The organism is Mycolicibacterium austroafricanum (assembly GCF_902705885.1).
Classification (GTDB): Bacteria; Actinomycetota; Actinomycetes; order Mycobacteriales; family Mycobacteriaceae; genus Mycobacterium; species Mycobacterium vanbaalenii_A.
Genome location: NZ_CACSIP010000018.1, coordinates 48,851 through 71,115, shown reverse-complemented (window position 1 = coordinate 71,115; position 22,265 = coordinate 48,851). Strand labels below are relative to the sequence as shown.

Here is a 22,265-nt window from a genome sequence, read left to right as displayed (position 1 = left end):
TGGAGCCTGCCATGAAGGCGGGGCCTAAGGGTGCGGTCACGGCCGACCCGCTGGACTTCTCGGGTTGGCCGGCGGGTCGTGCGAAGCGTCGGGAGCGGTTCATCAGCGAGTTTCTGATCACTCCGCGTGGTCAGGGTGCCGGGGAGCCGTTTCGGCTGCGTTCGTTTCAGCAGGACATCATCAGGGGTGCCTTCGCGCCGGGTCGGCGCACGGCTTTGGTGTCGATTCCGAGGGCCAACGGTAAGACGATGCTGGCTGCGGCGTTGGCGCTGGCTGAGATGTTCGTTGGCCCGCCATCGGCAGAGGTGTTGGTGGTGGCGTCGGATCAGCGGCAGGCCAACATCACCATGCGCTACGCGAAACGCATGGTTGAGCTCAACCCGATCCTGGCTGAGCGGGTGCAGATCTACGCTGACCGGCTGCACCTGCCCGAGAATGACGCCACGCTGTTGCCGCTCCCGGCTGAGCCCGGTGCGCTGCATGGACACGATCCGGCGCTTTTGGTGGTCGACGAGCTGCATGTGGTGACCGAGGCCGTCTGGGAGGCGGTGACGTCGGTGGCGGGTAAGCGCCCGGAGTCGCTGACGTTGGCGATCTCGACGCCGGCCAGCTCGCCAGATTCGGTGATGTGGAGGTTGGTTGAACATGGCCGCCGCGACGATGACCGGAGTTTCTACTTCAAGGAGTACGCCGCCCCGGAGGGTTGCGCAGCCGATGACCGCAAGGCGTGGCGGGTCGGCAATCCCGCCCTGGCATGCCGTGACCCGTTCCTATCCGAAGACGGGCTGGAGGCTGCGCGTAAGACGATCCGCGAGCCGGTGTTCCGGCAGTTGCGGTTGGGCCAATGGGTGACGGGTGTGGATGCCTGGCTGCCGTGGGGGTCGTGGGAGATGTGCAAGACCGACCGCCGGGTGCGGGCGGGTGAGCGGTGTGTCCTGGCCTTCGACGGAAGCGCGTCTGGGGACTCTACAGCGCTGGTGGGGTGCACGATGGATGGCTACCTCTGGCTGGAGGGCATCTGGGAGAACCCTGGTGACTCTCGGTGGCGCGTTCCCCGTGACGAGGTCGATACGGCGGTCGATCTGGCGTTTTCCCGCTACGACGTGGCCGAGTTGGCGTGCGACCCGTGGGGGTGGCGCTCGGAGATCGAGGCGTGGTCGCAGCGTCACGGCGAGAAGCGGGTGCTGGAGTGGAATACCGCCCACGCCGCGCGGATGGCACCGGCTACTGACCGGCTCTACCAAGCGGTGGTTACCCGCCAGGTGACCCACGACGGGGACCCGAGCCTGGCAGCCCATCTGGCTCACTGCGTCGCTAAGGCGACGCCGCAGGGCGATCTCGTCAGTAAGGACAAGCGCGGCAGTCCGCGCAAGATCGACGCCGCGGTAGCCGCGATTGTCGCGTTCGACCGGGTGGCATGGCATCAACAACGAAACCGAAAGAGAAGCTGGAGTTTTGCCTCATGAATGATGTACTACAAGAACTGCTTCAGAAGCTCGATGCGCCCGCAGCGAGGTATCACCTTCTGGACAAGCACTACGCCGGTGAGAGTCCGTTGGCTTACCTGGCGCCGGCCGCGCTCGAAGCGCTGGGCAACCGGCTGCACAAGGTGTCGGTGAATATCCCTAGGCTGCTGGTCGATTCGGTCTGCGAAAGACTCCGAGTGACCGGCTTCAGCGGCGTCGACATCTGGGACGAGTGGACGAGACTCTGCTTGGATCAGACGTCACGGGTAGCACATCGAGAGGCGTTGACCCTCGGCTGCGCCGCCGCGATTGTCTGGGCTGACCGCCTTGGCCGGCCTACGGTGTCGATCGAGTCGGCCCACCAGGTGACCGCGCTGGTCGCCCCGGGCACCCGCCGCATTCGCTACGGGCTCAAAAAGTGGGAGGACGACAAGCAAACCCACGCCATCGTCTACGGCCCTGATGAGATCGTGCGCTACCGTGCCGAGCAGACCGGCGCGACGACGGCGGGGTTCAGTGTGGTTGAGCGGCTGGCCAATCCGTTGGGTGTCCCGCCGCTGGTGCTGTTCTCCAACACCGCGCGGCTACTCGACGAGGGTGTCTCGGAGATGGCTGACGTCCTCGACCTCAGTGACGCGGTCATGAAGTTGACAACTGATATGCTGGTGGCCAGTGAAATGGGCGCTCGCCCAAGGCGATTCGCCACGGGCGTCGAGCTAGTCGAGGTGCCCGTGCTCGACGACAACGGCGACCCAGTCCTCGACGGCGAGGGCCTACCAGTCACGACGGAAGCCTCGCCGATCCCCGAGGGTTCCCGCGCACTGATCGCTGAATCACCGGATGCGAAGTTCGGCCAGCTGCCCGGCGCTGATCTGGCAGGCTACGAAAACGCGATCGGCGTCATCATGCGCAGTATCTCGGCGGTGTCGGGGCTGCCCGAGCACATGCTGGGCATCGGCGGCGACAACCCCACCTCGGCCGACAGCATCCGCGCCAGCGAGGCCGCGCTGACCGCCAGGGCAGAGGCCCGGATGGCTCAACTAGGCCAGAGCTGGGCAGAGGTGGCACGGCTGATCGTGGCCGTCCGCGACGGGGTCGACCCGCTCAGCGTCAACGTCAGGGTGGAATGGGCCGACGCCTCGACGCGCTCTGTGGCCGAGGAGGCAGACGCGATCACCAAGCTCTACGCGGCGGGCTTGTTGCCAGCCGACTTCGCACTGAAGCGACTCGGGTACTCCGATGCCGACCGCGACGAAATCGCTGCCGCCCGTCCCGCCGCACCGATGCCCGAGGTGGCGTGATGAGACTCAGCGCCCGCTACCTCCAGCCGGAAATCATGGTGTCCCCGGAGGCGAAGTGGCCCATCCGACTGCGCACCGGCGGACTCGTATTCACGATGGACGCCGCCGAGGCCCTGGACCTCGCCAACCAACTCGCCGACGCCGTCGCCGATATGAACAACCACGAAGGGACACCATCATGACCGAAGCCACCGACAACATTCCCGACGCCGGGAAAGATACCGAGATCCCCGAGGGGGACATCCCAGATGCAACCCCCGATAGCTCAGATTCCGAATCCGACCAAGACGAGGACTCGGAGACCTTCCCGCGGTCCTACGTCGAACGGTTGCGCCGCGAGTCCGCCGGCTACCGGGAACGGGCCACCAAGGGCGACACCTACGCCCAAAGGCTGCACGCCGAGATGGTTCGGGCCACCGGCAAGCTCGCCGACCCGACCGACCTGGCGTTCGACGAGTCCCACCTCGACGACCCTGACGCGCTATCCGCTGCCGTGGACGACCTACTGGCCCGCAAGCCCCACCTCGCCTCACGTCGGCCAACCGGCGAAATCGGGCAGGGAGCCACCCCTTCCCGGACTAACGTCGACCTCGCCGCGATCCTGCGGCAACGAGCACAGTAGGAGGGGAACGCCAAGTGCTGCAATTGCATATCAACGGTTCAGTCTTTGACCTTGCCGAGGACCACTCGGTTGCCGATGTCTTCAACTTCCTGAACAACTACCCGGAGGAACAGGACGGGCAGGTGTGGCTCAAACTCGCTGATGGTCGCAACGTCCACTTTCAGTTCGATGGTCAGCCAACATTCGCGGTCGTCGTGCCGGAGGGATACATGCCGGAGGGGCTGAAAGTGTCGTCTCAGCCATAGCGGGGGCGTGGCTTACACTGAAGGGGTCGGTCCCGGTGGCCGGCCCCTTCAGCGTCCTGACGACGCAGGAATCCGAATCCCCTTCCATCGTCAGGACTTCCCATGGTTGAATCCACCGCCGCCAATCCGCAGCTGCTCGCCGATCAGGTATCCCAGCTGCTCGTACAACCCCTCGAAGCCGCCTCGGTCGTGCTGTCCTCCGGCCCCCGGATCTTCGACACCGCAGGCGTTCTCCGCATCCCGAAGCTCACCAAGTCGTCCACCGTGGGGTTCGTCGGTGAGAACGAGGAGATCCCAAGCGACCACAGCACGGATTTCGACGAGTGCGTGTTGATGCCGACCGACCGCAAGAGCATCAAGGTCATCGAGCGGTACAGCCGAGAGTTGGCCCGCCAGGCTGTCATCGGCATCGACGCCACGCTGAAAAACCGACTCGTCAAGGTCGTGTCCGACAAACTCGACGACGCGCTCCTCGTCGGCAAGGGACAGGCCACGAACGAGGTCCAGACCGTCACGCTCAACGGCGCACCATCGGACGGCACCTTCACCCTGACGTTCCGCGGCGCCACGACCACGGCGCTGGATCACGACAACGCCGCCGCTGGAGTACAGACAGCCCTTCGGGCACTGTCAACGATCGGCGGCACCAACGTCACCGTGGCGGGATCTGCCGGCGGACCGTACACCGTCACGTTCGCCTCGTCGCTGGCGGCGACAGCGGTTGACGAACTCACCGCTGACGGATCCGAACTGATCGGAGGCACCACACCCCCGGTCACGATCGCCACGACCGCCGAGGGTGAATCGGCCAACGGCATCACGGGCCTGGTGAATCAGCCCGGCGTGCAGACCGGGGAACTCGACGTCACCGACGCCGACAGCCTGCTCGACGCGATCGCGCTGGCATCGGCCGCCGAGGTCACCCCGAACCAGTGGTTCATCAACGGAACCGATTTTATTGCTTTGAGAAAATTGAAGGAATCCGGCGACAGCAGCAAGTACCTGCTCGAGTCCGACGTCACCGCCGGCCCGACCTACAGGTTGTTCGGTATCAACGTCCGGCCGACGAATAAGTTGCCGGTGGGCAAGGCGATCCTCGCCGACGTCTCTCAGGTGGCCATTGCACGCGACGAGGCTCCGAGCGTGACGATCCTGTCCGAGCGGTACGCCGAGTTCGATCAGATAGGCGTACGCATTACTACTAGATATGACTTGGGTCTGCTGCATCCCGAGGCTGTCATCGTCCTGAGCGCCTAGCAATGGCAGTCACCGGCCAAGATGTGGCCGACTTCCTCGGGCAGGGCAGCGATACCACGCTCGTCGCCCTGGCCGGGGAGGTCGTGCCCGTCATCACCGCAATGGTGCGCGCCTACACCCGCGGCCGCGGATTCACCGACGACGAACCCAACGGGGAACTGGCCGCGGTCATCACCACCGGCTCGGCGCGCATGGTCGGCAACCCCGAGCAGCTGCACACCCGAGTCGGCTCAGTGGAGATCCGGGCAGGGTTCAACGGTTTCAGCCTCGCGGAGACGTTCGTCCTCAACCGCTACCGCAAGCGGGCGCTGTGATCTACCACGACAGCATCGAGGTGACCGTGGTCGAGGTGACCGGGTACGACGACTACGGCACGCCGATCTTGGACACCACCTACACCACCGTGCGGGGTGAGGTGTTCGCCGTGGACTCGGTCGACCTGTTGGCGAGCGGCGCCATCGTGGGCATCCGCTACCGCGTCATCCTCGCACCTGGGGCGAGCATCCCAGACAGCCCGCACGACGACACCGTGCGGCTCGGATGGGGCGCGTACCCCATCGACCACAGCGACCCGTTCGGTGTTTCCTCCGGGATGCGGATCGACGGCGGCGTCGAACGGCATGTGATGCGCGGTCGGCTGCACCACCTGGAGCTGGTCACCAAGGCCATCGCGTAGGCGGTTCCGTACCCAAACGCGTACCCAAACCAGCCCTCAATTCCGCCCATTTTCGCTCATGTTCGCCGGTATCCGTGGACAGCGTATTCTGTTGGCGTGCAACGGGATAGGGGACACCGACGAACACAGGCGAACATACGTGCGATGCCTGGGGGTCAAGTGGTCGCAGGTTCAAATCCTGTCAGCCCGACCATGAAGAGAAACTCGCCGGCGAAGCCGAGCGAGTTTTTTCATGGTCGGGGGACAAGATGCCGGGAGCCGAAGCGCCCGCCGAGGTACGAGGTGGTCGCGCCGGCGGCTCCTGTCAGCCCGACGCAAGGAAACCCGCTCTGACCAGTGTCGGAGCGGGTTTCTTGTTTCAGCGGTCTGGCGCAAATCTTGGCCAGTGGGCTAGCAGTGTCCCAAGGGGCTTCCAGTGGGCCAAGCGTCAGCCGAAGAGCGCGGCGCCGGCCGCGCGCAGATCGTCACGCTGAGCGTCGGAGTAGATCGACAGGGAGACGGCCGGATCATGGCCGTGCCAGGCCGCGACGACGTGCACCGGCAAACCGCTCGCAAGCATCAGGCTGACGCTGGTGTTGCGCAGACCCTTGAGGTGGATTCGGCGCAGACCCGCGCCCTGACGGAGACGCTGGAATTGGTCGGAGTACCACTCGTGGCGGATGGGAGAGCCGTCCTCGCGGACTGCGATCAGGCGGTCCCCTGACCACTTGGTGCCGAACGCTTGCGCTTCCTCTTCCTGGACCACCTTGAGCTCGGTCAGTGCGGTGGCCAACTCGGAGGGCAGTGGCAGATCCCGAAGGCTGCGCCGAGACTTCGGCATGCCTTCGATGGATTCCTTGCCGACCGCGACGCGGCTGCGGCGGATCGACAGCGTGTCGCCGTCGAGGGCCGACCACCGGATCGCGAGGACTTAGGACGGGCGCAAGCCATATCAGCTCAGCAGCCGGCAGGCGAAGAGTCTGTCGCCCCGTGCTGCGGTACGGAACTGTTCGACCTCGGTGCATTCCTGCCGCGACGAGGTGGCGCAGTTCAGCGGTCACAATGTAGACGCGACCACCTAGGCGGCGTGATGGGAGCTCGCCTGAAGCTGCGAGCCGGTAGGCCGAAGAGCGACTGATTCCAAGCGGCTTGGCTGCTGTTGGGACGAGCAGCAGAAGGGGAAGCTCGTCAAATGTGTTATTGAGCAATCTTGTTCACCTCCTCGCTGCACGGTGTGATGCACTACAGAGCGCCTGCTGCAGCTCTGGCAGTCGTTGGAGTTGCGCAACTCCTATCGACTGATCGAAGCGCGTGAGAAGGGGCAGCTACTAGTCCACAGGGATCAGCACATTGGTATCGGAGATCTTTGTGCATCAACAGAATTCGCTGCTTGTCTCGATGGATCGGCGACAAGTGCGGACAACGAGCGATCAAGTTTCGCTGCGATGCTGTTGAGGCAGCAGCAAAGAAGGTCGTCGGGAGTCAGCGACACTGCGTCAGGCGCTTGATTGGCAAGCTCCAGAGACCTATGCTCGCGGGGTCGCGGCAGCTTTGCAGTCAAGTTCTCGGGCTCGCCGACGTGTGCCGAATCTCGAGCTTACTCGTCCCAGGGCTCTCGCCCTGGGTCGTGGTCGAGCTCTTGGGTGCGCCAGGACGGTCTCCAGTAGGCGTCGGCTTCGTCGGCGCGTTGTTGGCGTAGAGCGGCGTGGCGGTCGATTTCGCGTTGTCGTTCGTAGGCTTTGAGTTCAGCTTCACGTACGGCTTCTTCCAACCGGGCTGATCCGTCTGCCGGGCTGATGATCGGTATGGCGAGCTTGCGGGCGGTGGTGTGTCGAGAATCTGTGGCATCGGGTGTGGTGCTGACCATCCACTTGACGGTCTTGGTGATGTTGACGGCGAGCTTGGCGCCGTACGACTCCGCATGTTTGCGCAGTTCAATGCTGTCGCTGTGGTCTCCAACGATGGCGATGCGCAGTCCGCGCAGATAGCGGGCTTCGGCGGGTGGCGCTGGTTCGGCGCATTCCTGAATGACGTCGTTGATGCGTGCGGCCAGTTCGGGTAGCCCCAGTGCGTCGGCTAGCAGGTACATTTCGCGGCGTTCCACCAGTGCCAGGGCTCGCCAATCAGTGTTGTGGGCGTCGGGATAGGTTGCATCCCAGGCCTTCTGATGCAGGCCGCGTAGCTGGGGGCCCGTGAGTCGGGTGCGGCGTGCCTGTTGGGTAAGGGCATCGGCTTCTGCGTGGGTGAGTCGTCCGTCGTCGACGGCGTCAGCTAGCAGCGCAACGTACTGTTCGGACTGGACGGGGTCACCGGCTCGCTGTTTCGGTGACTGCGGGAAGGAGTCGAGGAGTTCGGCAACTGAGCACCGCGTCAGCGGTACGGGCCGGCAGCTCACGGGACACTCGCTGAACGGGCGTTCATCACCGAGTGGCGGCGCGTGCGTGAGATGGAGCGGCTGCGGTGCGCTGTGCAGCAGCCATAGCAGCACCTCACGCACGGCGCGGGCATCACCGAGTGCGGTGTGCTTCTGGTCCGACCAGCCACCGGTGGCGGTCTTGTACATCGCGGTGAGGCTGAAAGCGCGGCCCTCCAATTGGCGCCGAGAGGTTTCAAGGGTGCACAGTGTAACGATGTTTGGCAGCGCCAAGTTTGCCCGGCGGGCGGCGGCCGTGAGGAACCGTTGCTCGAAATCGCAGTTATGCGCGACGAGGACGGTCCCTGCAATGAACGCCAACGCTTCGTCGAGCACTTGTGTGATCGAGGGCGCTCCGACCAGATCGTCGTCGTCAATGCCGTGAATGGCGCGTGCTTCAGCGTCGGAGCCGGGACTGTTCACCAGTGTCGCGAACTCATCGATGATCGTGCCGTCGGCACTGAATTTGACCAGCCCGATCTCCACGATCTGGTCGCTGGATGGATCCAGGCCGGTCGTTTCCAGATCGATCGCGGTGAACGTCGCAGCACTAGCTGGATGGGCGGTTGGCTGTCGGATCAGGTTCGCGGAGATAAACCCACTTGTCGATACCGATTTGCCGGCAGCCTGGGTCTGCTGGACTTCGGGGGGATGCGAAGAATGCGGCTGCGGTGAGCGGGAGTCGATCGGCCGGTTCCGTGTGGCTGGGCGGCGCGATTGCGGTGCTTGAGGCGGCGTTGTTTGCTTGAGTGCGGGGGCGGTGACGATGGCGTGTCTGACCGGCGCGGGCGCGTCGGCTCGGGAGGTCTGTAGCTGCCACTGCAAGCCGTGGGGACTGGCGAAGTCGATGGAGCCGTAGCGCATGATGGGAAGCACGCGGTTGTTCTTGTAGCGGCGGTCGGGGCCACCCTTGACGTTGACGTACTGCCAGGTCTGGCCAACCCGTACGGAGTCACCGGGCGTGGCTCCGTCCTCGATGAATTGGGTGTCGCCCGCGGACACCCGGAGGTGGGTGTAGCCGATGTCGCTGAACCGATTGCCGTCCTGGACCAGAACGCGGTCGGGCAGAAAGTGCAGTGCGGCCTTGCCGGCGGTGATCCCTGGGACGGCGATGTTCGTCGAGAGCACCTTGGGCCCGTTGGTATTGGAAGAGGCGGCTACGCGTCTGAGGACCCGGCTGGCCCCGGAGTTGGTTTTGAACTGATGGGTCGTCGTCACGTCGCCCGACTGCAGCACCCGCCACAACCGCTGTGAGCCGCTCAGCCACGGCCAGGTCTTCACGAGCGTGTCGAACCAGGTGAAGGTTTCGTCTTCGACGTCGTAGAACAGCACCACCGTCTTGCGTGCGCGGTCGTTGAGCACCAGCCACACGCACAGCGGCGCCATCACTGCCCACACGATGAGTCCCCACGGCAGCGTGAGTAGACCGAGCAGCACTGCGGCACCGGAGACCCACCAGCCCCACGCGGTACGTGAGGCGGCGGTATTGAGTTGGTCGACAATGTCCCCGCCGCCGGTGGGTGCGAGTTCCATTGCTGTGGCACCGCTGACATCTTCCATCAGCACGCCACTCGGCCGGAACGGGTCCGCCGCCGGGTACGACTCCATAGATTGCTGTGTCGCCGGCGTGGTGTTGCCGTTGAGCGTGGCACGGTAGTACACGCCGCCACGGCCCATGTGCACGTAGTTCCCGCGCGGACCTGTGCCCACCCGGAACCCTGGAACGCCCACGCTGACACCGACGCCGGACTTGCTGAGATTGAACCGGAACGGCCCAGCACTCAGGCTCTTGCGGATGTAGAAACCCACCGAATCCCCCTCCAACTAACCCCGGCGAGGATCGTGCCACAGACGCTTGGCAAGCGAACGCGATTCGCGGCCTGAAATGAACGACATTGCCCGCGTGAATGCCTTCAACTGACCTGCGGAAGAGGTGGGCGAGGCAGAGTCGGTACCGACCCATCTAGTTCAGGGATGTGAATGGTGAAACGCATTGTGCTAGCGATTCTCACCGTCGGTCCCTCACGGCATTCGCCAGGGAGACGACCGGACCGTGTCCGTGCCAGGCCGTAATGACGTGCACCGGCAAATCGCTCGCGAGCATCGCGCTCTACGTTCAGGGCTCTGGGCGCCCAAAACACTGTGTGCAACTATAGTTGTGTTACTCTAACTTTAGTTCGAGTCGCGAGGTGCTCAAGATGCAGTTGAATAAGCCGTTCGCCACGGTGACGCCAACGTTGGACGGCGACGTCCTGGGCGTCTTGGCAAGCGCTGATGTCACGTTCACGATCTCCCAGATCCAGCGCATCCTCAGTACGGTGTCGGGCGAAGGCATCCGCAAGGTCCTCACCCGGCTTACCGCCCAGGGCGTCGTGCTCAACGATCAGGTAGGCAGGACAAACACTTATCGACTCAACACCGAACATCTTGCAGCCGAGCCGATTATGGCGCTCTCACGGCTCACCGCCATCCTCTTGGAGCGACTCGAGGCCCACCTGGAGGGTTGGGGCGAGGATCTGAAGTACGCCGCGGTGTTCGGGTCCGCTGCGACCGGCCGGATGACCCTCGACAGCGACATCGACCTGTTTCTGGTCCGTGCCTGCCCACCCGATCTCGACGCTCAGGACGACAGTCCAGACCCGTGGGAGCAGCGGCTGACCGAACTCGCCCGACTGGTCACCGCGTGGACCGGCAACGACGCCCGCGTCGTCGAGTACACCCAACGTGATCTTGCCGCCGCTGCCGCCGCCGATGAACCCTTGCTTCGTGACGTGGCCGAGCAAGGCCTGACCGTCGCGGGGACACGGGCCTGGTTCACCATGCAGTGACGCCCGATTGGTAGCTCTCCGGCAGCGAGGAGATCCTGATGGCGGGACGGCGCGACTGCGACGCCGTGGTCACCGCGGGGCGTATGCCCAAGGCGAACGAGTTCTTCGCTGCCGCTGATCATCTGGGAGAGGAACTGCCCAACGCCGCTGGTGATCTATATGTCGATGCCGGCATCGCCGCCTCGGACGTGATCTGCTGCGTCCGCCTCGGAACGCACTCGAACACCGGCAAGCATCACGAGGCGCTCGCTCTGCTTAAGCGGGCGGACAGCGGGTCCGAACGACACTTGAACACGCTGTTGAATTTGAAGAACAAGGCCGCCTATACGCATCAGGACCTGACCTCAGCTGAGTTGAAGAAGATGAACCGCGCGGCGGAGCACCTGGTCGAGTCGGCCCGACGAGTAGTGGCTTCCGGACACTGATGCCATCCCGAACAGCGAGCAGCCCACGTGTACACCGGCGCCAGCTGCGGTCGCGATTCCGGGGGAGCGGCGCGCAAATACTCCTTGCTTGAGTGCCGACTCTGAGTGCCCCGTAGCGGACGCCGACGGTGCCAAGGAAAAACAGATCTAGCAGGTGGTCGCAGGTTCAAATCCTGCCAACCCAACGCACGAAACCCCGTTCTGGCCGGTGTCAGAGCGGGTTTTTGTTTGGCCACTGGCCGTGTGCGAACCAAGACCATCCGGCGATCTGTGGCCTGGGACCTGTGACTCGATTCGCGACCTACCAGCCTAATTCGAGCGAGACGCGGGAGAAACATGATGGACACGGTGCCGCGATTGGATTTCGCTGACAGTTCAACATCGTTGATGAGGACAGATGCCAGCAAAACCGTTCCACCTCGGATGGTTCCAGACCTTCCAGGCCAACGAGTGGAAGACTCCGTACACGCTGTCGGAGGGGGTTCCGTTCACAGGTGACTTCTACGTCGAGTTGGCCCAGGCGCTCGAGCGGGCCTGCTTCGACTTCCTGATGCTGGAAGACACCGTCGGGATCCCGCGCGGTCTGGAAGGCACCACGGCTCGCGCCCTGGAGAACGGAGACTCCTGTCCGAAACAGGATCCGGTGCCGCTGGCCGCGAAGGTCGGCGCGCTGACCCGGCAACTGGGCATCGTCGCGACGATGTCCACGACGTTCTACCACCCGTATGCGTTGGCGCGCCTGGCGTCCACAATGGACTCGCTCACGAGTGGGCGCTTCGGCTGGAACGTGGTCACCAGCGCCAAGGACGAAGCGGCCCAGAACTACGGCCTCGATGAGATGCCGGAACACGATTTGCGCTATGAGATCGCCGACGAGTTCGTGGAACTCGTGAACGCCCTGTGCGACAGCTGGGAACCGGGGGCGATCGTGCGCGATCGCGAGAAGGGGATCTACATCGATCCCGGTAAGGTCCATGACGTCGACTTCGTCGGCAAGCACTTCAAGTCGCGGGGGCCCCTGACGTGCGTCCGCTCCCCGCAGGGGCGCCCCGTCTACCTGCAAGCCGGGGGGTCCCCCGCGGGGCGGGCCTTCGCCGCCAAGCACGCTGACGCGATCATCGCCTGGGCGACTGGAATCGAAGGGATGAAGGAGTACCGCGCGGACATCCGCACGCAGGCCGCCGCCGCTGGGCGCGATCCTGATGACGTGAAGGTGATGTTCCTGTTCTCCCCGATCCTCGGCGAGACCGAGGCGGAGGCACGAGCCAAGGTCAAGCCGATGAGCGAGGACGAGATCCCGGCACGTCTGAAGGCGTTGAGCTCCAACTTCTACGCGGACTTCACCAAGATGGATCTTGATGAGCCGGTCCCGTACTTCGTCACGCGGGGCGAACAGGGATCACTCGCTGGGTTCGCCCAGTGGGGAACCGGCAAGACGCTGCGCCAGTGCATCCAGGCCCGATCGGCAGGCGGCGCCAGCTCCTTCGAGGCCGTCGGTACGCCGGACCAGGTCGCCGACATCATGGCGGCGGCGATGGAGGAGGTCGGCGGCGACGGCTTCCTGTTCCCAGGGGATGGCGGCTCGCTGACGCGTCACAGGATCATCGAGATCTGCGACGGGCTGGTGCCGGCGCTGCAGGCGAGGGGCCTGACCCGGACGAGCTATTCTCACACCCTGTTGCGGGACAACCTGCGGGCGTTCTGAACCCGACCGACCCCACCCAATCCTTGCTGGTTTCCGGCGCGGGCAGATGATGTGGGAACCGGGTTGTGCATCGCCTCAACCAGCTCTGACTCGTCGGGCTACGTCGGGTTGGAGCCCTGTGCTCGCACGACCATCGGCACGGCGGGAAAGTTCCTCGCCATCTCCGAGCGTGACCGCCGGAGCGCGGCGGTGCCGTAGCCCTTCTTCCGATGGTCCGGGTGTATCCAGACCCTGACGTTCACCTCGCCCTGCTCGAGCTCACCGAACACCATCCCGACTTTCTCCGTCGCCACCACGGCAACGAACCAGGCGGCGTCTTCCTGGCCGATGCGGCGCTCCGCGAGGCGGATTTCGTCGTCGAGCGGTTGGGCGGGCTGACCGGATCCGTCTCCCGCAGCACCGACCTCGTCCAATCTGGCACCGAAGATGTCCCGGTCGGGATCACCGGCGAAGGGGCGCAGGGTCAAGCTCTCATCCGAACTCGCCGGTCGCTCGTTCAGCATGAACGTCAGCTGACTGTTGAGGTCGTCGAGTTCTGCGGCGATCTTGCGGCGAGAATCCTTCGTCAGTTGATCGAACGCCATGGTCATGACTGCCTCGGCACCCCGCGCCGACGTGTCCAACAACGTGGCGATGGCCGCCACCGCGGTGGCTCTGTCCTCGGCCTCCACGATCACATCGAGCACCTCATGGCGACGATTGAGCGCGGAGAGCAACGCGCCGGCGATTTCACGGCGGGCGGCCGCCTGGTCCTGATCGGTCATGAGGTCAGCCTAGTTCCGTCCGACTGCTGACGCCTCAGGCCTGGTCGACGAGGTGGCCGCGTTCTGCGCGCACACTGCCCGCCAACACTGGTCGACCAGGTCAGCACGTGGGCGAGCAGCCAGCGTCACACTGTTCGGGCCAGCCGTTCTGCGAGCAGGGCAGCGAACTTCGCCGGATCGTCGGGAGTGCCTCCTTCGGCGAGAAGGGCGGTACCATAGAGCAATTCGGCGGTTTCGATGAGCGCGGGCTCCTCACCCCGGTCGTCATGGGCGCGGCGCAAGCCGGTGACAAGTGGATGATTCGGATTGAGCTCGAGAGTGCGCTTCCCGACCGGAACCTCCTGTCCGGAGGCTTGGTAGATACGCGCGAGGGCTGGCGTGATGCCGAAGGTGTCGGTGACCAGGCATGCCGGTGACTCGGTCAGGCGGGTCGACAGCCGCACCTCCTTGACGTGATCAGCCAAGGTCTGCTGCAACCAGGTCAACAGGCCGGCGAACTCTTTCTCCTGCTCCTCGCGCTCGGCCGTGTTGGTTTCCTCCTCCGAATCGAGGTCGACCTCACCCCTGGCCACCGATTGAAGTGGCTTGCCGTCGAACTCGGATATCGTTCCCACCCAGACCTCGTCAACCGGGTCGGTCAGCAGCAGCACCTCGTAGCCCTTGGCCTTGAACGCCTCCAGGTGTGGCGACTTCAGGAGTTGCTGACGCGATTCACCGGTGGCGTAGAAGATCTGCTTCTGGCCGTCCTTCATCCGCTCGACGTACTCGGCGAGGGTGGCGGTTTGCTCCTCGCTGCGAGTCGAGGCGAACGAGCAGATGCGCAGCAGCGTGTCCTGGTTGTCGAAGTCCGACAACAGGCCCTCTTTGAGCACCCGACCGAACTGGGCCCACAGCGCGCGGTAGTCCTCCGGCCGTTCGGACTGTAGATCCTTGACCGTTGAAAGAACCTTTTTCGTCAGCCGCCGGCGGATCGCCTTGACCTGCCGGTCTTGCTGCAGGATTTCGCGGGAAACGTTGAGCGACATGTCCTGTGCATCGACGACGCCCTTGATGAAGCGCAGGTAATCAGGCATGAGCTGGTCGCAGTCGTCCATGATGAAGACGCGTTTGACATACAGCTGTATCCCGGTGGTGTCGCGGTTGAACAGGTCGAACGGGGCGTGTGAGGGGATGAAGAGCAGGGCCTGGTACTCGAAGGTGCCCTCGGCCTTCATCGGGATGATCTCGAGCGGTTCGTCCCAGGCGTGGGCGATGTGCTTGTAGAACTCCTGGTACTCCTCGTCGGAGACTTCGTCTGTGGGCCTGGCCCACAGCGCCTTCATCGAGTTGAGTGTCTCGGTTTCGGTGGTGACGACCTCGTCGCCACCTTCATTTTCAGGCGGTCTACGTCGCTCGACGTCCATCCGGATGGGCCAGGCGATGAAGTCGGAGTACTTCTTGACCAGGTCCTTGATCTTCGCCTGCGAGGTGTAGTCGTGGAGTTCGTCTTCGGCGTCGGCGGGCTTGAGGTGCAGCGTCACCGCCGTGCCCTGCGGGGCGTCGTCGACGGACGCGATGGTGTAGGTGCCCTCGCCGCTGGACTCCCAGCGGGTGGCGGCGCTCTCGCCGGCCTTTCGGGTGAGCAGTTCAACCTTGTCGGCCGCCATGAAGGTCGAATAGAACCCGATGCCGAACTGGCCGATCAGTTCCTGGGAGGCGGCCGCGTTGCGGGCCGCGCGCAACTGCTCGCGCAGCTCGGCGGTGCCTGACTTGGCGAGGGTGCCGATGAGATCCACGACCTCGGCGCGCGTCATGCCGATGCCGTTGTCGCGAACAGTCAGCGTGCGTGCGTCCGTGTCCACCTCGATCTTGATGTGCAGGTCGGTGGTGTCGACGTCAAGATCCTTGTCCCGGAACGCTTCGATGCGCAACTTGTCCAGGGCATCGGAGGCGTTCGAGATCAGCTCCCGCAGGAACGAATCCTTGTTGGAGTAGATCGAGTGGACCATCAGATCTAGCAGTTGGCGTGCCTCGGCCTGAAACTCCAACTGTTCGACATGCGCGTTCATAGGATGATTCCGTTTCTCAATACAGCCCTCAAGGGCGGGGTACCCGGGCAGATAATACGCAGCGCGTTGCCGTGACTGAACACGCTCACCGTTGAGTCCTGCTCGCGCGGAGAGCGCGAAAGCCCTCGTTACAAGTGTGCGGCGGGCCTGTGACGGAGGGCTTGGGGCTTCAGCGGAGCACAATCACGAGACCCACAACGACATCACTGACACATTTCGATCTCGTTCGTGTAACGAACTGCCGTAACGTTGCGAAAACAGTAGTGGTAACTGGTGGCGCGGCAAAAGGCGACAACATGATGAAGGCCAAGGTCGTGGGCATTCTTGCGACATGCACTGTCTTCACAGCGGCTGTCTGCGCCACTGCTGGTTTCACCGCGCATGCCGACGACGTGGCCACCGGCCTGTACGCCGGCGTGAACCAGCTTCGCCAGCCGTGCGGGACGATCGGTCAGGACGCGCGCCTGACCGCGGCGGCGCAGCGGCACGCCAACGACATGCTGACCAACAAGAACTACAGCCACGTCGGTACGGACGGCTCGTCAGCGCGGGCTCGGATGGCGGATGCGGGCTACGGCGGTGCCGGCAAGACGGGGGAGATCGTCTTCTGGGCCACCGGGTCTGCTGCGACTGCGGACGCGGCGCTCGACTTCTGGATGGGCAGTCCGGGACACCGAGCCATCATCTTGAACTGCGGATTCACCGCGGGCGGTATCGCCACGGCGTGGGACGGCGCCACAATGACCGCAGTCGGTGACTTCGCGGGTCCCTAGCGTCCGAGCGCGCCGCCTTCCGGACCCACGCGTCGGCCGCGGGCAGATCCGACACCGGACATGTCGGGGACTGTAGCGCGGGCGGACTGAGAATCGACAACACGTCAATCTCGAAATCGTCTCTTTTTCAAAGGATTTCCGACACGAACCGGTACCGACTCATACCGAACGTCACTGTTCGGAAACGGCCGGGTGCGGCGTGTTCCGCCACTATCGCGTGGGTCGCTAAATTGACGCTGTCGTTCTGAGGGCGGCCTCAGGCTTGGTATGGCAGACGTTCTGCTGCACCGGTTGGAGCGGAGATGTCTGACTGTGAATGAAGGAGTTGGTGGTTGATGGCGGTCTTTGATCGACTGAGCATCAGAGTGGCTGCTGTCGGTGCCGGGCTGTGCAGTATCGCCCTGGCGTTGAGCCCCGGTGTTGCCCAAGCCGGCGGGTATGAGTGCCTGGAGACCTCTGCGGGCGAGGTTCCCGCCGCTGCGGGTGCTGTTGCGTGCGCGCCGCTCTCTGAGATGTCCGGTGTCCCAATGGCCCTGCCCGGTCCGTTGCCACCGCCCGTGGCGCCACCACCGGTAATTCCGCCGGTGGTTCCGCCGTTGGCGCCGCCACCGATTCCGCCGGTGGTTCCACCATTGGCGCCGCCGCCCGTTCCGCCGGTGGTTCCGCCGTTGGCGCCACCCCCGGTGGTGCCGCCTCTGGTTCCGCCGCCGGTCATCCCGCCGGCAGCGGCGCCACTGGTGCCTGCGGCCGGGGCGGCCGGCGGCCTCCCGATGACCAGCATGGGCGGTCTCGCTGGAAAGGGGGACCTGACAGGTCCGGCGCCGAGTGGAGCACCAGTTCCCGGTCAGCCCCTCCCGCCAGGCCCAGCAAGCGGTAGCTGAGATCATCGCTGACAGCCCGTCCCCTTTGCGGGGGCGGGCTGTCAGTGCATCTCGGACAGGAGGTGGGCCAACCTCCTGTCCAGAAGTCGCGTGCGCTCGAATTGCTGTTCGGGCAACCACAACACGGCGATCCACGGGATAGATGGTCGGGACCGCTACCCGACCGGATCGGGTCAGTGGTCACGCTTGTGCGGGATCAGCGAAGAACCGGGACCGGAATGACGCGCCACGGCGCGACGAGCTGAACCATCCTGCGAAGACGGACGGCCGCAAGGACATTGCATGCGGGGCCATCACAAGCCGGTTCAACATGTAGCAGCGCCGCCCGCGGACGGCGGAGACCGTCAGATCGTGCTCAGATTGTGCATTGCCGTATCCTCTGCCCGTGATTGTCCGGGAAGGCCACGGAGGGCGCCAAGGGCGCCCGGGCTCTAGCTCGACACCGTCCGCGGCACCTCGAGGCCGTTCTCCCGCACGATGATTGGGTCTCCCACGTTGACGGTGTCGAGGTACCACTTCGCATCCTCGGTACTGAGTCCGATACAGCCGTGGCTGCCGTTCTCATAACCCATCTGATTGACAGCCCACGGAGCTGAATGCACGAACAGGCCGCGCTGCGTGAACCTGACGGCGTACTCCACGTCCAGGAGATAACCGTCGGGCGAGTCGATCGGAATGCCCACGCTGCTCGAATCCATCACTACGTCGCGTTCCTTGGCCAGAACGGAGTAGATGCCTACGGGTGTCGGATATTCCGGACGGCCCATGGAAGCTGGGAACACCCCATTCTGCCCCCAGTTGGGCCGATGGTGTGGCGCCGGCAGCCCTGACGGCGGTTGACCGTCGATCGTCACGGTGAACGTGTGATTCGAGAGGTCGGCGACGCCGATGACAGCCGGGCCGGTATCGAAGTTTCTGGTGGGCAGATTGCTGCCCAGCGTGAGTTTCACCGTGCTGTGCGCCGGCCAGAAAGAGTCTGGGACCCATTGTGCAACATTGTTTTCAACCCACTCGAGCTTGCCGGTCATCGGCGGCTCAGAGGTGACCTTCACCGCCTTTTCGGCGGCGCGCCGATTGACCACCGCGCTGTCGAACGTGATCACCACGGGATGTGCGACACCCACGACCGCGCCCTCTGCCGGGAGCACGGATGCGATATCGAGTTGCGGCGTCCAACTCGCCGCTTCACTGATATCCGACGGGCCGACAACCGCACTCGCCGCCGCTATGCACGCGACAAGCGCACTCCGAACAGCCACGCGCATGGCACTCCGCATCCTTCGAATTTGCAGCATCGTCAGTATGGGTCCAACGATAGTGCGCGAAAGTTTTTGCGCGCCTTCGTTTTGGTCAAGAGTTCCTCACGCTTCTGCATCGGTCGCGCCGCTATCGTGATTGTCGACGTGCCTGCGATGGCAGGCTCGGTTCCCTTGCGACCTGCGAGAACGCGCCCGCCCGGTAACTTCCTACGGCGCGCCGTGCGTATCGCCCGATGCCGGACGAATCCGACGCCTCAAGCGCTTGATGGTGCCGCCCGCGTCGATCATGAATACCGTGACGACACCCATCAGCGCGATGAAGGCGGCACAGAGCACCATCGTGGCATCGAAGCCCTGGGTGTAGGCCTTCTCGGCGGCTTCGACGGCTGCCTTCCCGGCGGCTGTGGTGGGTTCCACCTGATCGCGGGCGAATGACCGAACGTCGTCGATTCCGGCGGCGACCTGCGACGGGGTGGCAAGCCCGGCCCTTTGGAGGTTCCCGGCGAAGCGCGCATGGCCAAATCCCTCGACCAGCACCACACTCAGGGTCAAGCCCATCGCGTAGCCGATCTGCCCGACCGTCGTGCGGAAGGACGTCACCGGGCCGAAGTACCTCGCCGGCGCCTGCGAGACGAACATCACCGACTGTGGGACGGAGATCAACGCCAGTCCGGCGCCGACAACGGCGACGCCGGGTACCACGACCCACGCCGGTGAGCTTTGTTTGGCGGCAGCCATCAATAGGAATCCGAGCACACAGGCGGTGAAACCCAACCCGAGGATCTGGCGCAGTCTGTCACTGTGTTTTGACAGGTAGTTGCCGACCAGAATCGATGCCACGAGCAGAATCACCAGCAACGGAGCTTGCAGAACTGTCACCTCCAGTGGTGACGCCGACTTTGTGTACTGCCACAGGTTGCTCGTCGAGAGCATGACGACCGCTTCGGTGAAGTTCCACGCCACGCCGGCGACGACCGCGGCTACGAAGATCCCGTTGGTGAACAACTTGACGGGAAACGCCGGGAATCTGCTCCGGATCTCGACAATGCCGAACACGGCGTAACCGACGATACCCGCACTCACCGGGCCGTAGAACCGAAGCGATGTGGGCGAGGTCGCGGCCTGGCTCAGTCCGTAGAGCAACAGCACCGTCGAAGCTCCGATTAGCACCAGGCCGGCATAGTCGACCGGCCCGTCGCCCGACCGAGGCATGATCGGCAGGACACGCGGGACCAGAACGACCAGCGCGATGAGGACCGCTGGCACCAACAGCATCGCCAAGCGCCAAGACCCGGCAGCGAGTGCGCCGCCGATCGGTAACCCCACGATGATCATGCTGATCATCACGGCCGACCACAGGCCCAGTGCAGCACTGATTTTCGGGCCCGGAGTGACAAAGCGGACGTAGGCGAACGTCGCCGCAAGGGTCGCTCCCAGCCCAATACCCGCGATAGCGCGGCCTGCTAGGTAGACCTCGGCAGCCGGCGCGGCTGCGACGATCATGTTGCCGACGGCCGCGAGCAGGGCGGCTCCGATCAGGACGCGGCGGCGGCCGAGCCGATCGGCCGCGAGGCCGGCAGCAAGAACCGTGGCTGCCAACGCGAGTGTCGAGACGCTGGCGCCCAGCGCCCGCTCGGCGGCGGTGAAGCCCAACTCTCTGCCTGCTTCGACCATGGAGGTGTTCGCGACCGTCGGATCGAGCATCTGGAGCCCGCCCAACAGCCCAAGCAGGTAGATCTTGCCCTTCGGAACCGCCTCGTCCATGCCGCTTGCCGTTGGGTCGATCTGATCAATGCTCATCTACTTCCCCCACGAGAAGGTCCGACCTCAACACTGATGTGGCCGCACGCCACCGACCAGGGCCTGATCGAAGCGGTGTGCCACCTCCTTCACCGACTCCATGAAGCCATCAAGGTCGACCCTGCGACCGGACAGCCAGGTGCCGAGAACCTGCATCGTTTCCTGCAGTCGAGCCGGGTCAACCGTGTACGGATCGGTGTTGAGCGCGACGAGGTCGGCCAGCTTGCCCACCTCGATCGACCCGATCTCGTGGTCGCGCTTCTGCTGCCAGGCCGCATTGGTGGTGTGCGCTTCCAGAGCCTCGTGCAGCGACAGCGCCTGCTCGGGGCCGTGCACAGCACCTGAGGCGCTGCGCCGGGTGACCGCGTTCTGAATGTTGAGCCACGGCAACGGCGGCGAGAGGTACCCGTCGTTGTGGAAGGTGGGCCGCACCCCGCCGTCGTAGGCGTCCCGGTAGGGCTGCCAGCGGGCCCCATACGATGGTTCGAAGATGACCCCGTCGTACAGATCACCCCAATACAGAGACTGAAACGGCGACATCGAGGCGGTGATGCCCAGTTCGCCGGCGCGCGCGCACTGTTGGCGACTGGGTGTGGAGAAATGTTCGAGCCGCCAGCGATGGTCGGTTCCGGTGAGCCCATGGGCCGCCAGCGCCTGCTGGTAGCCGTCCAACACCACGTCGATGCCGGCGTCGCCGTTGATGTGGGTGGCGATCTGGAGGTCTTTGTCGACGAATTGACCGATCAGACTGAGGAATTGGTCGGGAGTGTAGTTCAGCACCGACAAGCCGGGTGCAGTGCCGACCGGGACATCGGCGATGCGGGCGCGCGCCGAGTCCAGGTACGGCACGCTGATGGCTGCCGTGCCGATCGACGGGCTGCCGTCCATCCAGATCTTGTAGCCGACCCGGCGGATCATGCCGGAGAGTTCACCGAAGTCCAGCCCCGCGTCGGCCCCGGGGTCGTAGGTGGTCTGGTAGAGCGAATAGCGCACCGGGCAGCCGGGCAGTGCCGCCAACTGTTCCATCGGCGCCCGCAGCTTGCTGATGAATCCCAGGTCGCCGACAGCGGTGAAGCCGTTGCGCGCCAACGTTGAATACCAGGCACCGAGATTCGTCAGCGGCGACGGGACGACGCCGGGCAGGAAGGCGCCGAGCGCCATCAGGGTCGCCTGCGTCTCGTAGCCGACCCCGCCGGAACTGCCGTCCGGCCGGCGGCTCCACCGCGCGTCGGGGGTGTCCGGCGGTGGGGTGGCGTTGGTCCAGCCGAACAGTGCGGTGGCGCGGGAGTTGAAGTACAGCGCGTGGCCGGTGATGTCGAAGATGAGCACCGGGTGGTCGGGGAAGTACTTGTCCAGGCTCGCGCGGTCGGGCATCGGGATGGAGAGCAGCAGCCGGTCGAGGCCGTTGAACAGCAGGGGGTGACCAGTCGGTGTCTGACGGCGGAGCCGGTCGAAGAGCACCTCGACATCGGCCCAGGTGGGAAATCCGACGAACGGCGCGATCCACTGTGCCGGCTGCTCGCAGAGCACCGCCGCAGGCACCGGATGGTCGTGCGCCTGGATGAAACCGGGCATCAGGACGGCTGAGCCGAGGTCGGTCACCGGGGCGTCGGGTGCGTAGGCCCGGCACTGCGAAAGCGAGCCGACCGCAGCGAGGGTCCCGGTTTCTGCGTCGACGACCACCGCCTCGGCGCGCGGCTGGGTGGGGTTCATGGTGATGACCAAGGCGGCCTGCAGAATCGTGTGTGCACCCACCGGAAACTCCTCCCACCCAATCCACCCAATCCTGCCTCAGCGAGGCATCCCGGCGGGGTCGAATGCCA

20 protein-coding genes and 1 pseudogene are annotated in these 22,265 nt (G+C 64.6%); 12 read left to right on the top strand and 9 right to left on the bottom strand.

Annotation, left to right across the window (positions count from 1 at the left end; genetic code table 11):
* The first annotated feature begins 11 nt into the window (after positions 1-11).
* The 8 genes from BEMPMBAN_RS13675 to BEMPMBAN_RS13640 all read left to right on the top strand — a co-directional run bounded on the left by BEMPMBAN_RS13675 (position 12) and on the right by BEMPMBAN_RS13640 (position 5,567).
* The gene (locus BEMPMBAN_RS13675; protein WP_159230923.1) at positions 12-1,466 is read left to right on the top strand and encodes a terminase TerL endonuclease subunit; all 1,455 of its coding nucleotides are present in this window, start codon (positions 12-14) and stop codon (positions 1,464-1,466) included.
* Positions 1,463-2,767: a phage portal protein gene (locus BEMPMBAN_RS13670; protein ID WP_159230922.1), complete on the top strand. Its 1,305-nt coding sequence runs from the start codon at positions 1,463-1,465 to the stop codon at positions 2,765-2,767. The genes BEMPMBAN_RS13675 and BEMPMBAN_RS13670 overlap by 4 nt, the downstream gene beginning before the upstream one ends.
* Entirely contained in the window at positions 2,767-2,949 is a 183-nt protein-coding gene (locus tag BEMPMBAN_RS13665) for a hypothetical protein (RefSeq protein WP_159230921.1), read from the top strand. The genes BEMPMBAN_RS13670 and BEMPMBAN_RS13665 overlap by 1 nt, the downstream gene beginning before the upstream one ends.
* Positions 2,946-3,389: a hypothetical protein gene (locus BEMPMBAN_RS13660; RefSeq protein WP_159230920.1), complete on the top strand. Its 444-nt coding sequence runs from the start codon at positions 2,946-2,948 to the stop codon at positions 3,387-3,389. Before BEMPMBAN_RS13665 ends, BEMPMBAN_RS13660 begins: the two co-directional genes overlap by 4 nt.
* A 14-nt stretch (positions 3,390-3,403) precedes the next feature.
* Positions 3,404-3,634, top strand: coding sequence for a hypothetical protein (locus BEMPMBAN_RS13655; RefSeq protein ID WP_159230919.1), 231 nt, complete (start codon positions 3,404-3,406; stop codon positions 3,632-3,634).
* Positions 3,635-3,736: 102 nt separating this feature from the next.
* Positions 3,737-4,891, top strand: coding sequence for a phage major capsid protein (locus BEMPMBAN_RS13650; RefSeq protein ID WP_159230918.1), 1,155 nt, complete (start codon positions 3,737-3,739; stop codon positions 4,889-4,891).
* A 2-nt stretch (positions 4,892-4,893) separates the two neighbouring features.
* Complete coding sequence (locus BEMPMBAN_RS13645; protein ID WP_159230917.1) at positions 4,894-5,205, top strand: hypothetical protein; 312 nt, start codon at positions 4,894-4,896, stop codon at positions 5,203-5,205.
* Entirely contained in the window at positions 5,202-5,567 is a 366-nt protein-coding gene (locus tag BEMPMBAN_RS13640) for a hypothetical protein (protein ID WP_159230916.1), read from the top strand. Before BEMPMBAN_RS13645 ends, BEMPMBAN_RS13640 begins: the two co-directional genes overlap by 4 nt.
* Positions 5,568-5,994: 427 nt before the next feature.
* On the opposite strand, the gene BEMPMBAN_RS32615 is transcribed toward BEMPMBAN_RS13640, so the two are convergent.
* The 3 genes and pseudogenes from BEMPMBAN_RS32615 to BEMPMBAN_RS13625 form a co-directional block, all read right to left on the bottom strand.
* Complete coding sequence (locus tag BEMPMBAN_RS32615; protein ID WP_272952238.1) at positions 5,995-6,432, bottom strand: tyrosine-type recombinase/integrase; 438 nt, start codon at positions 6,430-6,432, stop codon at positions 5,995-5,997.
* A gap of 205 nt (positions 6,433-6,637) precedes the next feature.
* A pseudogene (locus BEMPMBAN_RS32610) lies at positions 6,638-6,754 on the bottom strand (helix-turn-helix domain-containing protein); the annotation flags it as partial.
* Positions 6,755-7,143: 389 nt separating this feature from the next.
* A complete protein-coding gene (locus BEMPMBAN_RS13625) occupies positions 7,144-9,768 on the bottom strand; it encodes a DUF4236 domain-containing protein (RefSeq protein WP_159230915.1) in 2,625 nt (874 codons plus the stop codon).
* A 389-nt stretch (positions 9,769-10,157) separates the two neighbouring features.
* Between BEMPMBAN_RS13625 and BEMPMBAN_RS13620 the strand changes: the two genes are divergently transcribed.
* From BEMPMBAN_RS13620 to BEMPMBAN_RS13610, 3 genes are all read left to right on the top strand, one after another.
* Positions 10,158-10,787 carry a nucleotidyltransferase domain-containing protein gene (locus BEMPMBAN_RS13620; RefSeq protein ID WP_159230914.1) on the top strand — a complete coding sequence of 210 codons (630 nt, stop codon included), beginning with the start codon at positions 10,158-10,160 and terminating at the stop codon, positions 10,785-10,787.
* A gap of 38 nt (positions 10,788-10,825) precedes the next feature.
* On the top strand, positions 10,826-11,212 hold the full coding sequence (locus BEMPMBAN_RS13615; RefSeq protein ID WP_159230913.1) for a hypothetical protein: 387 nt from the start codon (positions 10,826-10,828) through the stop codon (positions 11,210-11,212).
* A 397-nt stretch (positions 11,213-11,609) separates the two neighbouring features.
* On the top strand, positions 11,610-12,917 hold the full coding sequence (locus BEMPMBAN_RS13610; RefSeq protein WP_159230912.1) for an NtaA/DmoA family FMN-dependent monooxygenase: 1,308 nt from the start codon (positions 11,610-11,612) through the stop codon (positions 12,915-12,917).
* Between the two features lie 98 nt (positions 12,918-13,015).
* Here the strand turns inward: BEMPMBAN_RS13610 and BEMPMBAN_RS13605 are convergent, their stop codons facing one another.
* Positions 13,016-13,681 carry a GNAT family N-acetyltransferase gene (locus BEMPMBAN_RS13605; RefSeq protein ID WP_159230911.1) on the bottom strand — a complete coding sequence of 222 codons (666 nt, stop codon included), beginning with the start codon at positions 13,679-13,681 and terminating at the stop codon, positions 13,016-13,018.
* 125 nt (positions 13,682-13,806) lie between these two features.
* On the bottom strand, positions 13,807-15,729 hold the full coding sequence (htpG, locus tag BEMPMBAN_RS13600; RefSeq protein WP_159230910.1) for a molecular chaperone HtpG: 1,923 nt from the start codon (positions 15,727-15,729) through the stop codon (positions 13,807-13,809).
* A 299-nt stretch (positions 15,730-16,028) separates the two neighbouring features.
* Between htpG and BEMPMBAN_RS13595 the strand changes: the two genes are divergently transcribed.
* Complete coding sequence (locus tag BEMPMBAN_RS13595) at positions 16,029-16,502, top strand: CAP domain-containing protein (protein WP_159230956.1); 474 nt, start codon at positions 16,029-16,031, stop codon at positions 16,500-16,502.
* A 256-nt stretch (positions 16,503-16,758) separates the two neighbouring features.
* On the opposite strand, the gene BEMPMBAN_RS33160 is transcribed toward BEMPMBAN_RS13595, so the two are convergent.
* The 4 genes from BEMPMBAN_RS33160 to BEMPMBAN_RS13575 all read right to left on the bottom strand — a co-directional run bounded on the left by BEMPMBAN_RS33160 (position 16,759) and on the right by BEMPMBAN_RS13575 (position 22,197).
* Positions 16,759-17,283 (bottom strand): hypothetical protein, encoded by a 525-nt coding sequence (locus BEMPMBAN_RS33160; RefSeq protein ID WP_159230909.1) that lies wholly within the window; start codon positions 17,281-17,283, stop codon positions 16,759-16,761.
* A 531-nt stretch (positions 17,284-17,814) separates the two neighbouring features.
* The gene (locus BEMPMBAN_RS13585; RefSeq protein WP_159230955.1) at positions 17,815-18,648 is read right to left on the bottom strand and encodes a L,D-transpeptidase; all 834 of its coding nucleotides are present in this window, start codon (positions 18,646-18,648) and stop codon (positions 17,815-17,817) included.
* Between the two features lie 201 nt (positions 18,649-18,849).
* Positions 18,850-20,442 (bottom strand): MFS transporter, encoded by a 1,593-nt coding sequence (locus BEMPMBAN_RS13580; RefSeq protein WP_159230908.1) that lies wholly within the window; start codon positions 20,440-20,442, stop codon positions 18,850-18,852.
* A 27-nt stretch (positions 20,443-20,469) separates the two neighbouring features.
* Positions 20,470-22,197 (bottom strand): amidohydrolase, encoded by a 1,728-nt coding sequence (locus BEMPMBAN_RS13575; RefSeq protein WP_159230907.1) that lies wholly within the window; start codon positions 22,195-22,197, stop codon positions 20,470-20,472.
* Positions 22,198-22,265 lie beyond the last annotated feature (68 nt).

Coding starts and splice junctions, on each gene's coding strand:
- BEMPMBAN_RS13675 (WP_159230923.1), top strand. CDS start 12: ATGAAGGCGGGGCCTAAGGGTGCGGTCACGGCCGACCCGCTGGACTTC.
- BEMPMBAN_RS13670 (WP_159230922.1), top strand. CDS start 1,463: ATGAATGATGTACTACAAGAACTGCTTCAGAAGCTCGATGCGCCCGCA.
- BEMPMBAN_RS13665 (WP_159230921.1), top strand. CDS start 2,767: ATGAGACTCAGCGCCCGCTACCTCCAGCCGGAAATCATGGTGTCCCCG.
- BEMPMBAN_RS13660 (WP_159230920.1), top strand. CDS start 2,946: ATGACCGAAGCCACCGACAACATTCCCGACGCCGGGAAAGATACCGAG.
- BEMPMBAN_RS13650 (WP_159230918.1), top strand. CDS start 3,737: ATGGTTGAATCCACCGCCGCCAATCCGCAGCTGCTCGCCGATCAGGTA.
- BEMPMBAN_RS13645 (WP_159230917.1), top strand. CDS start 4,894: ATGGCAGTCACCGGCCAAGATGTGGCCGACTTCCTCGGGCAGGGCAGC.
- BEMPMBAN_RS13620 (WP_159230914.1), top strand. CDS start 10,158: ATGCAGTTGAATAAGCCGTTCGCCACGGTGACGCCAACGTTGGACGGC.
- BEMPMBAN_RS13615 (WP_159230913.1), top strand. CDS start 10,826: ATGGCGGGACGGCGCGACTGCGACGCCGTGGTCACCGCGGGGCGTATG.
- BEMPMBAN_RS13610 (WP_159230912.1), top strand. CDS start 11,610: ATGCCAGCAAAACCGTTCCACCTCGGATGGTTCCAGACCTTCCAGGCC.
- BEMPMBAN_RS13605 (WP_159230911.1), bottom strand. CDS start 13,681: ATGACCGATCAGGACCAGGCGGCCGCCCGCCGTGAAATCGCCGGCGCG.
- htpG (WP_159230910.1), bottom strand. CDS start 15,729: ATGAACGCGCATGTCGAACAGTTGGAGTTTCAGGCCGAGGCACGCCAA.
- BEMPMBAN_RS13595 (WP_159230956.1), top strand. CDS start 16,029: ATGAAGGCCAAGGTCGTGGGCATTCTTGCGACATGCACTGTCTTCACA.
- BEMPMBAN_RS33160 (WP_159230909.1), bottom strand. CDS start 17,283: ATGCTGGTCATCGGGAGGCCGCCGGCCGCCCCGGCCGCAGGCACCAGT.
- BEMPMBAN_RS13585 (WP_159230955.1), bottom strand. CDS start 18,648: ATGCGCGTGGCTGTTCGGAGTGCGCTTGTCGCGTGCATAGCGGCGGCG.
- BEMPMBAN_RS13580 (WP_159230908.1), bottom strand. CDS start 20,442: ATGAGCATTGATCAGATCGACCCAACGGCAAGCGGCATGGACGAGGCG.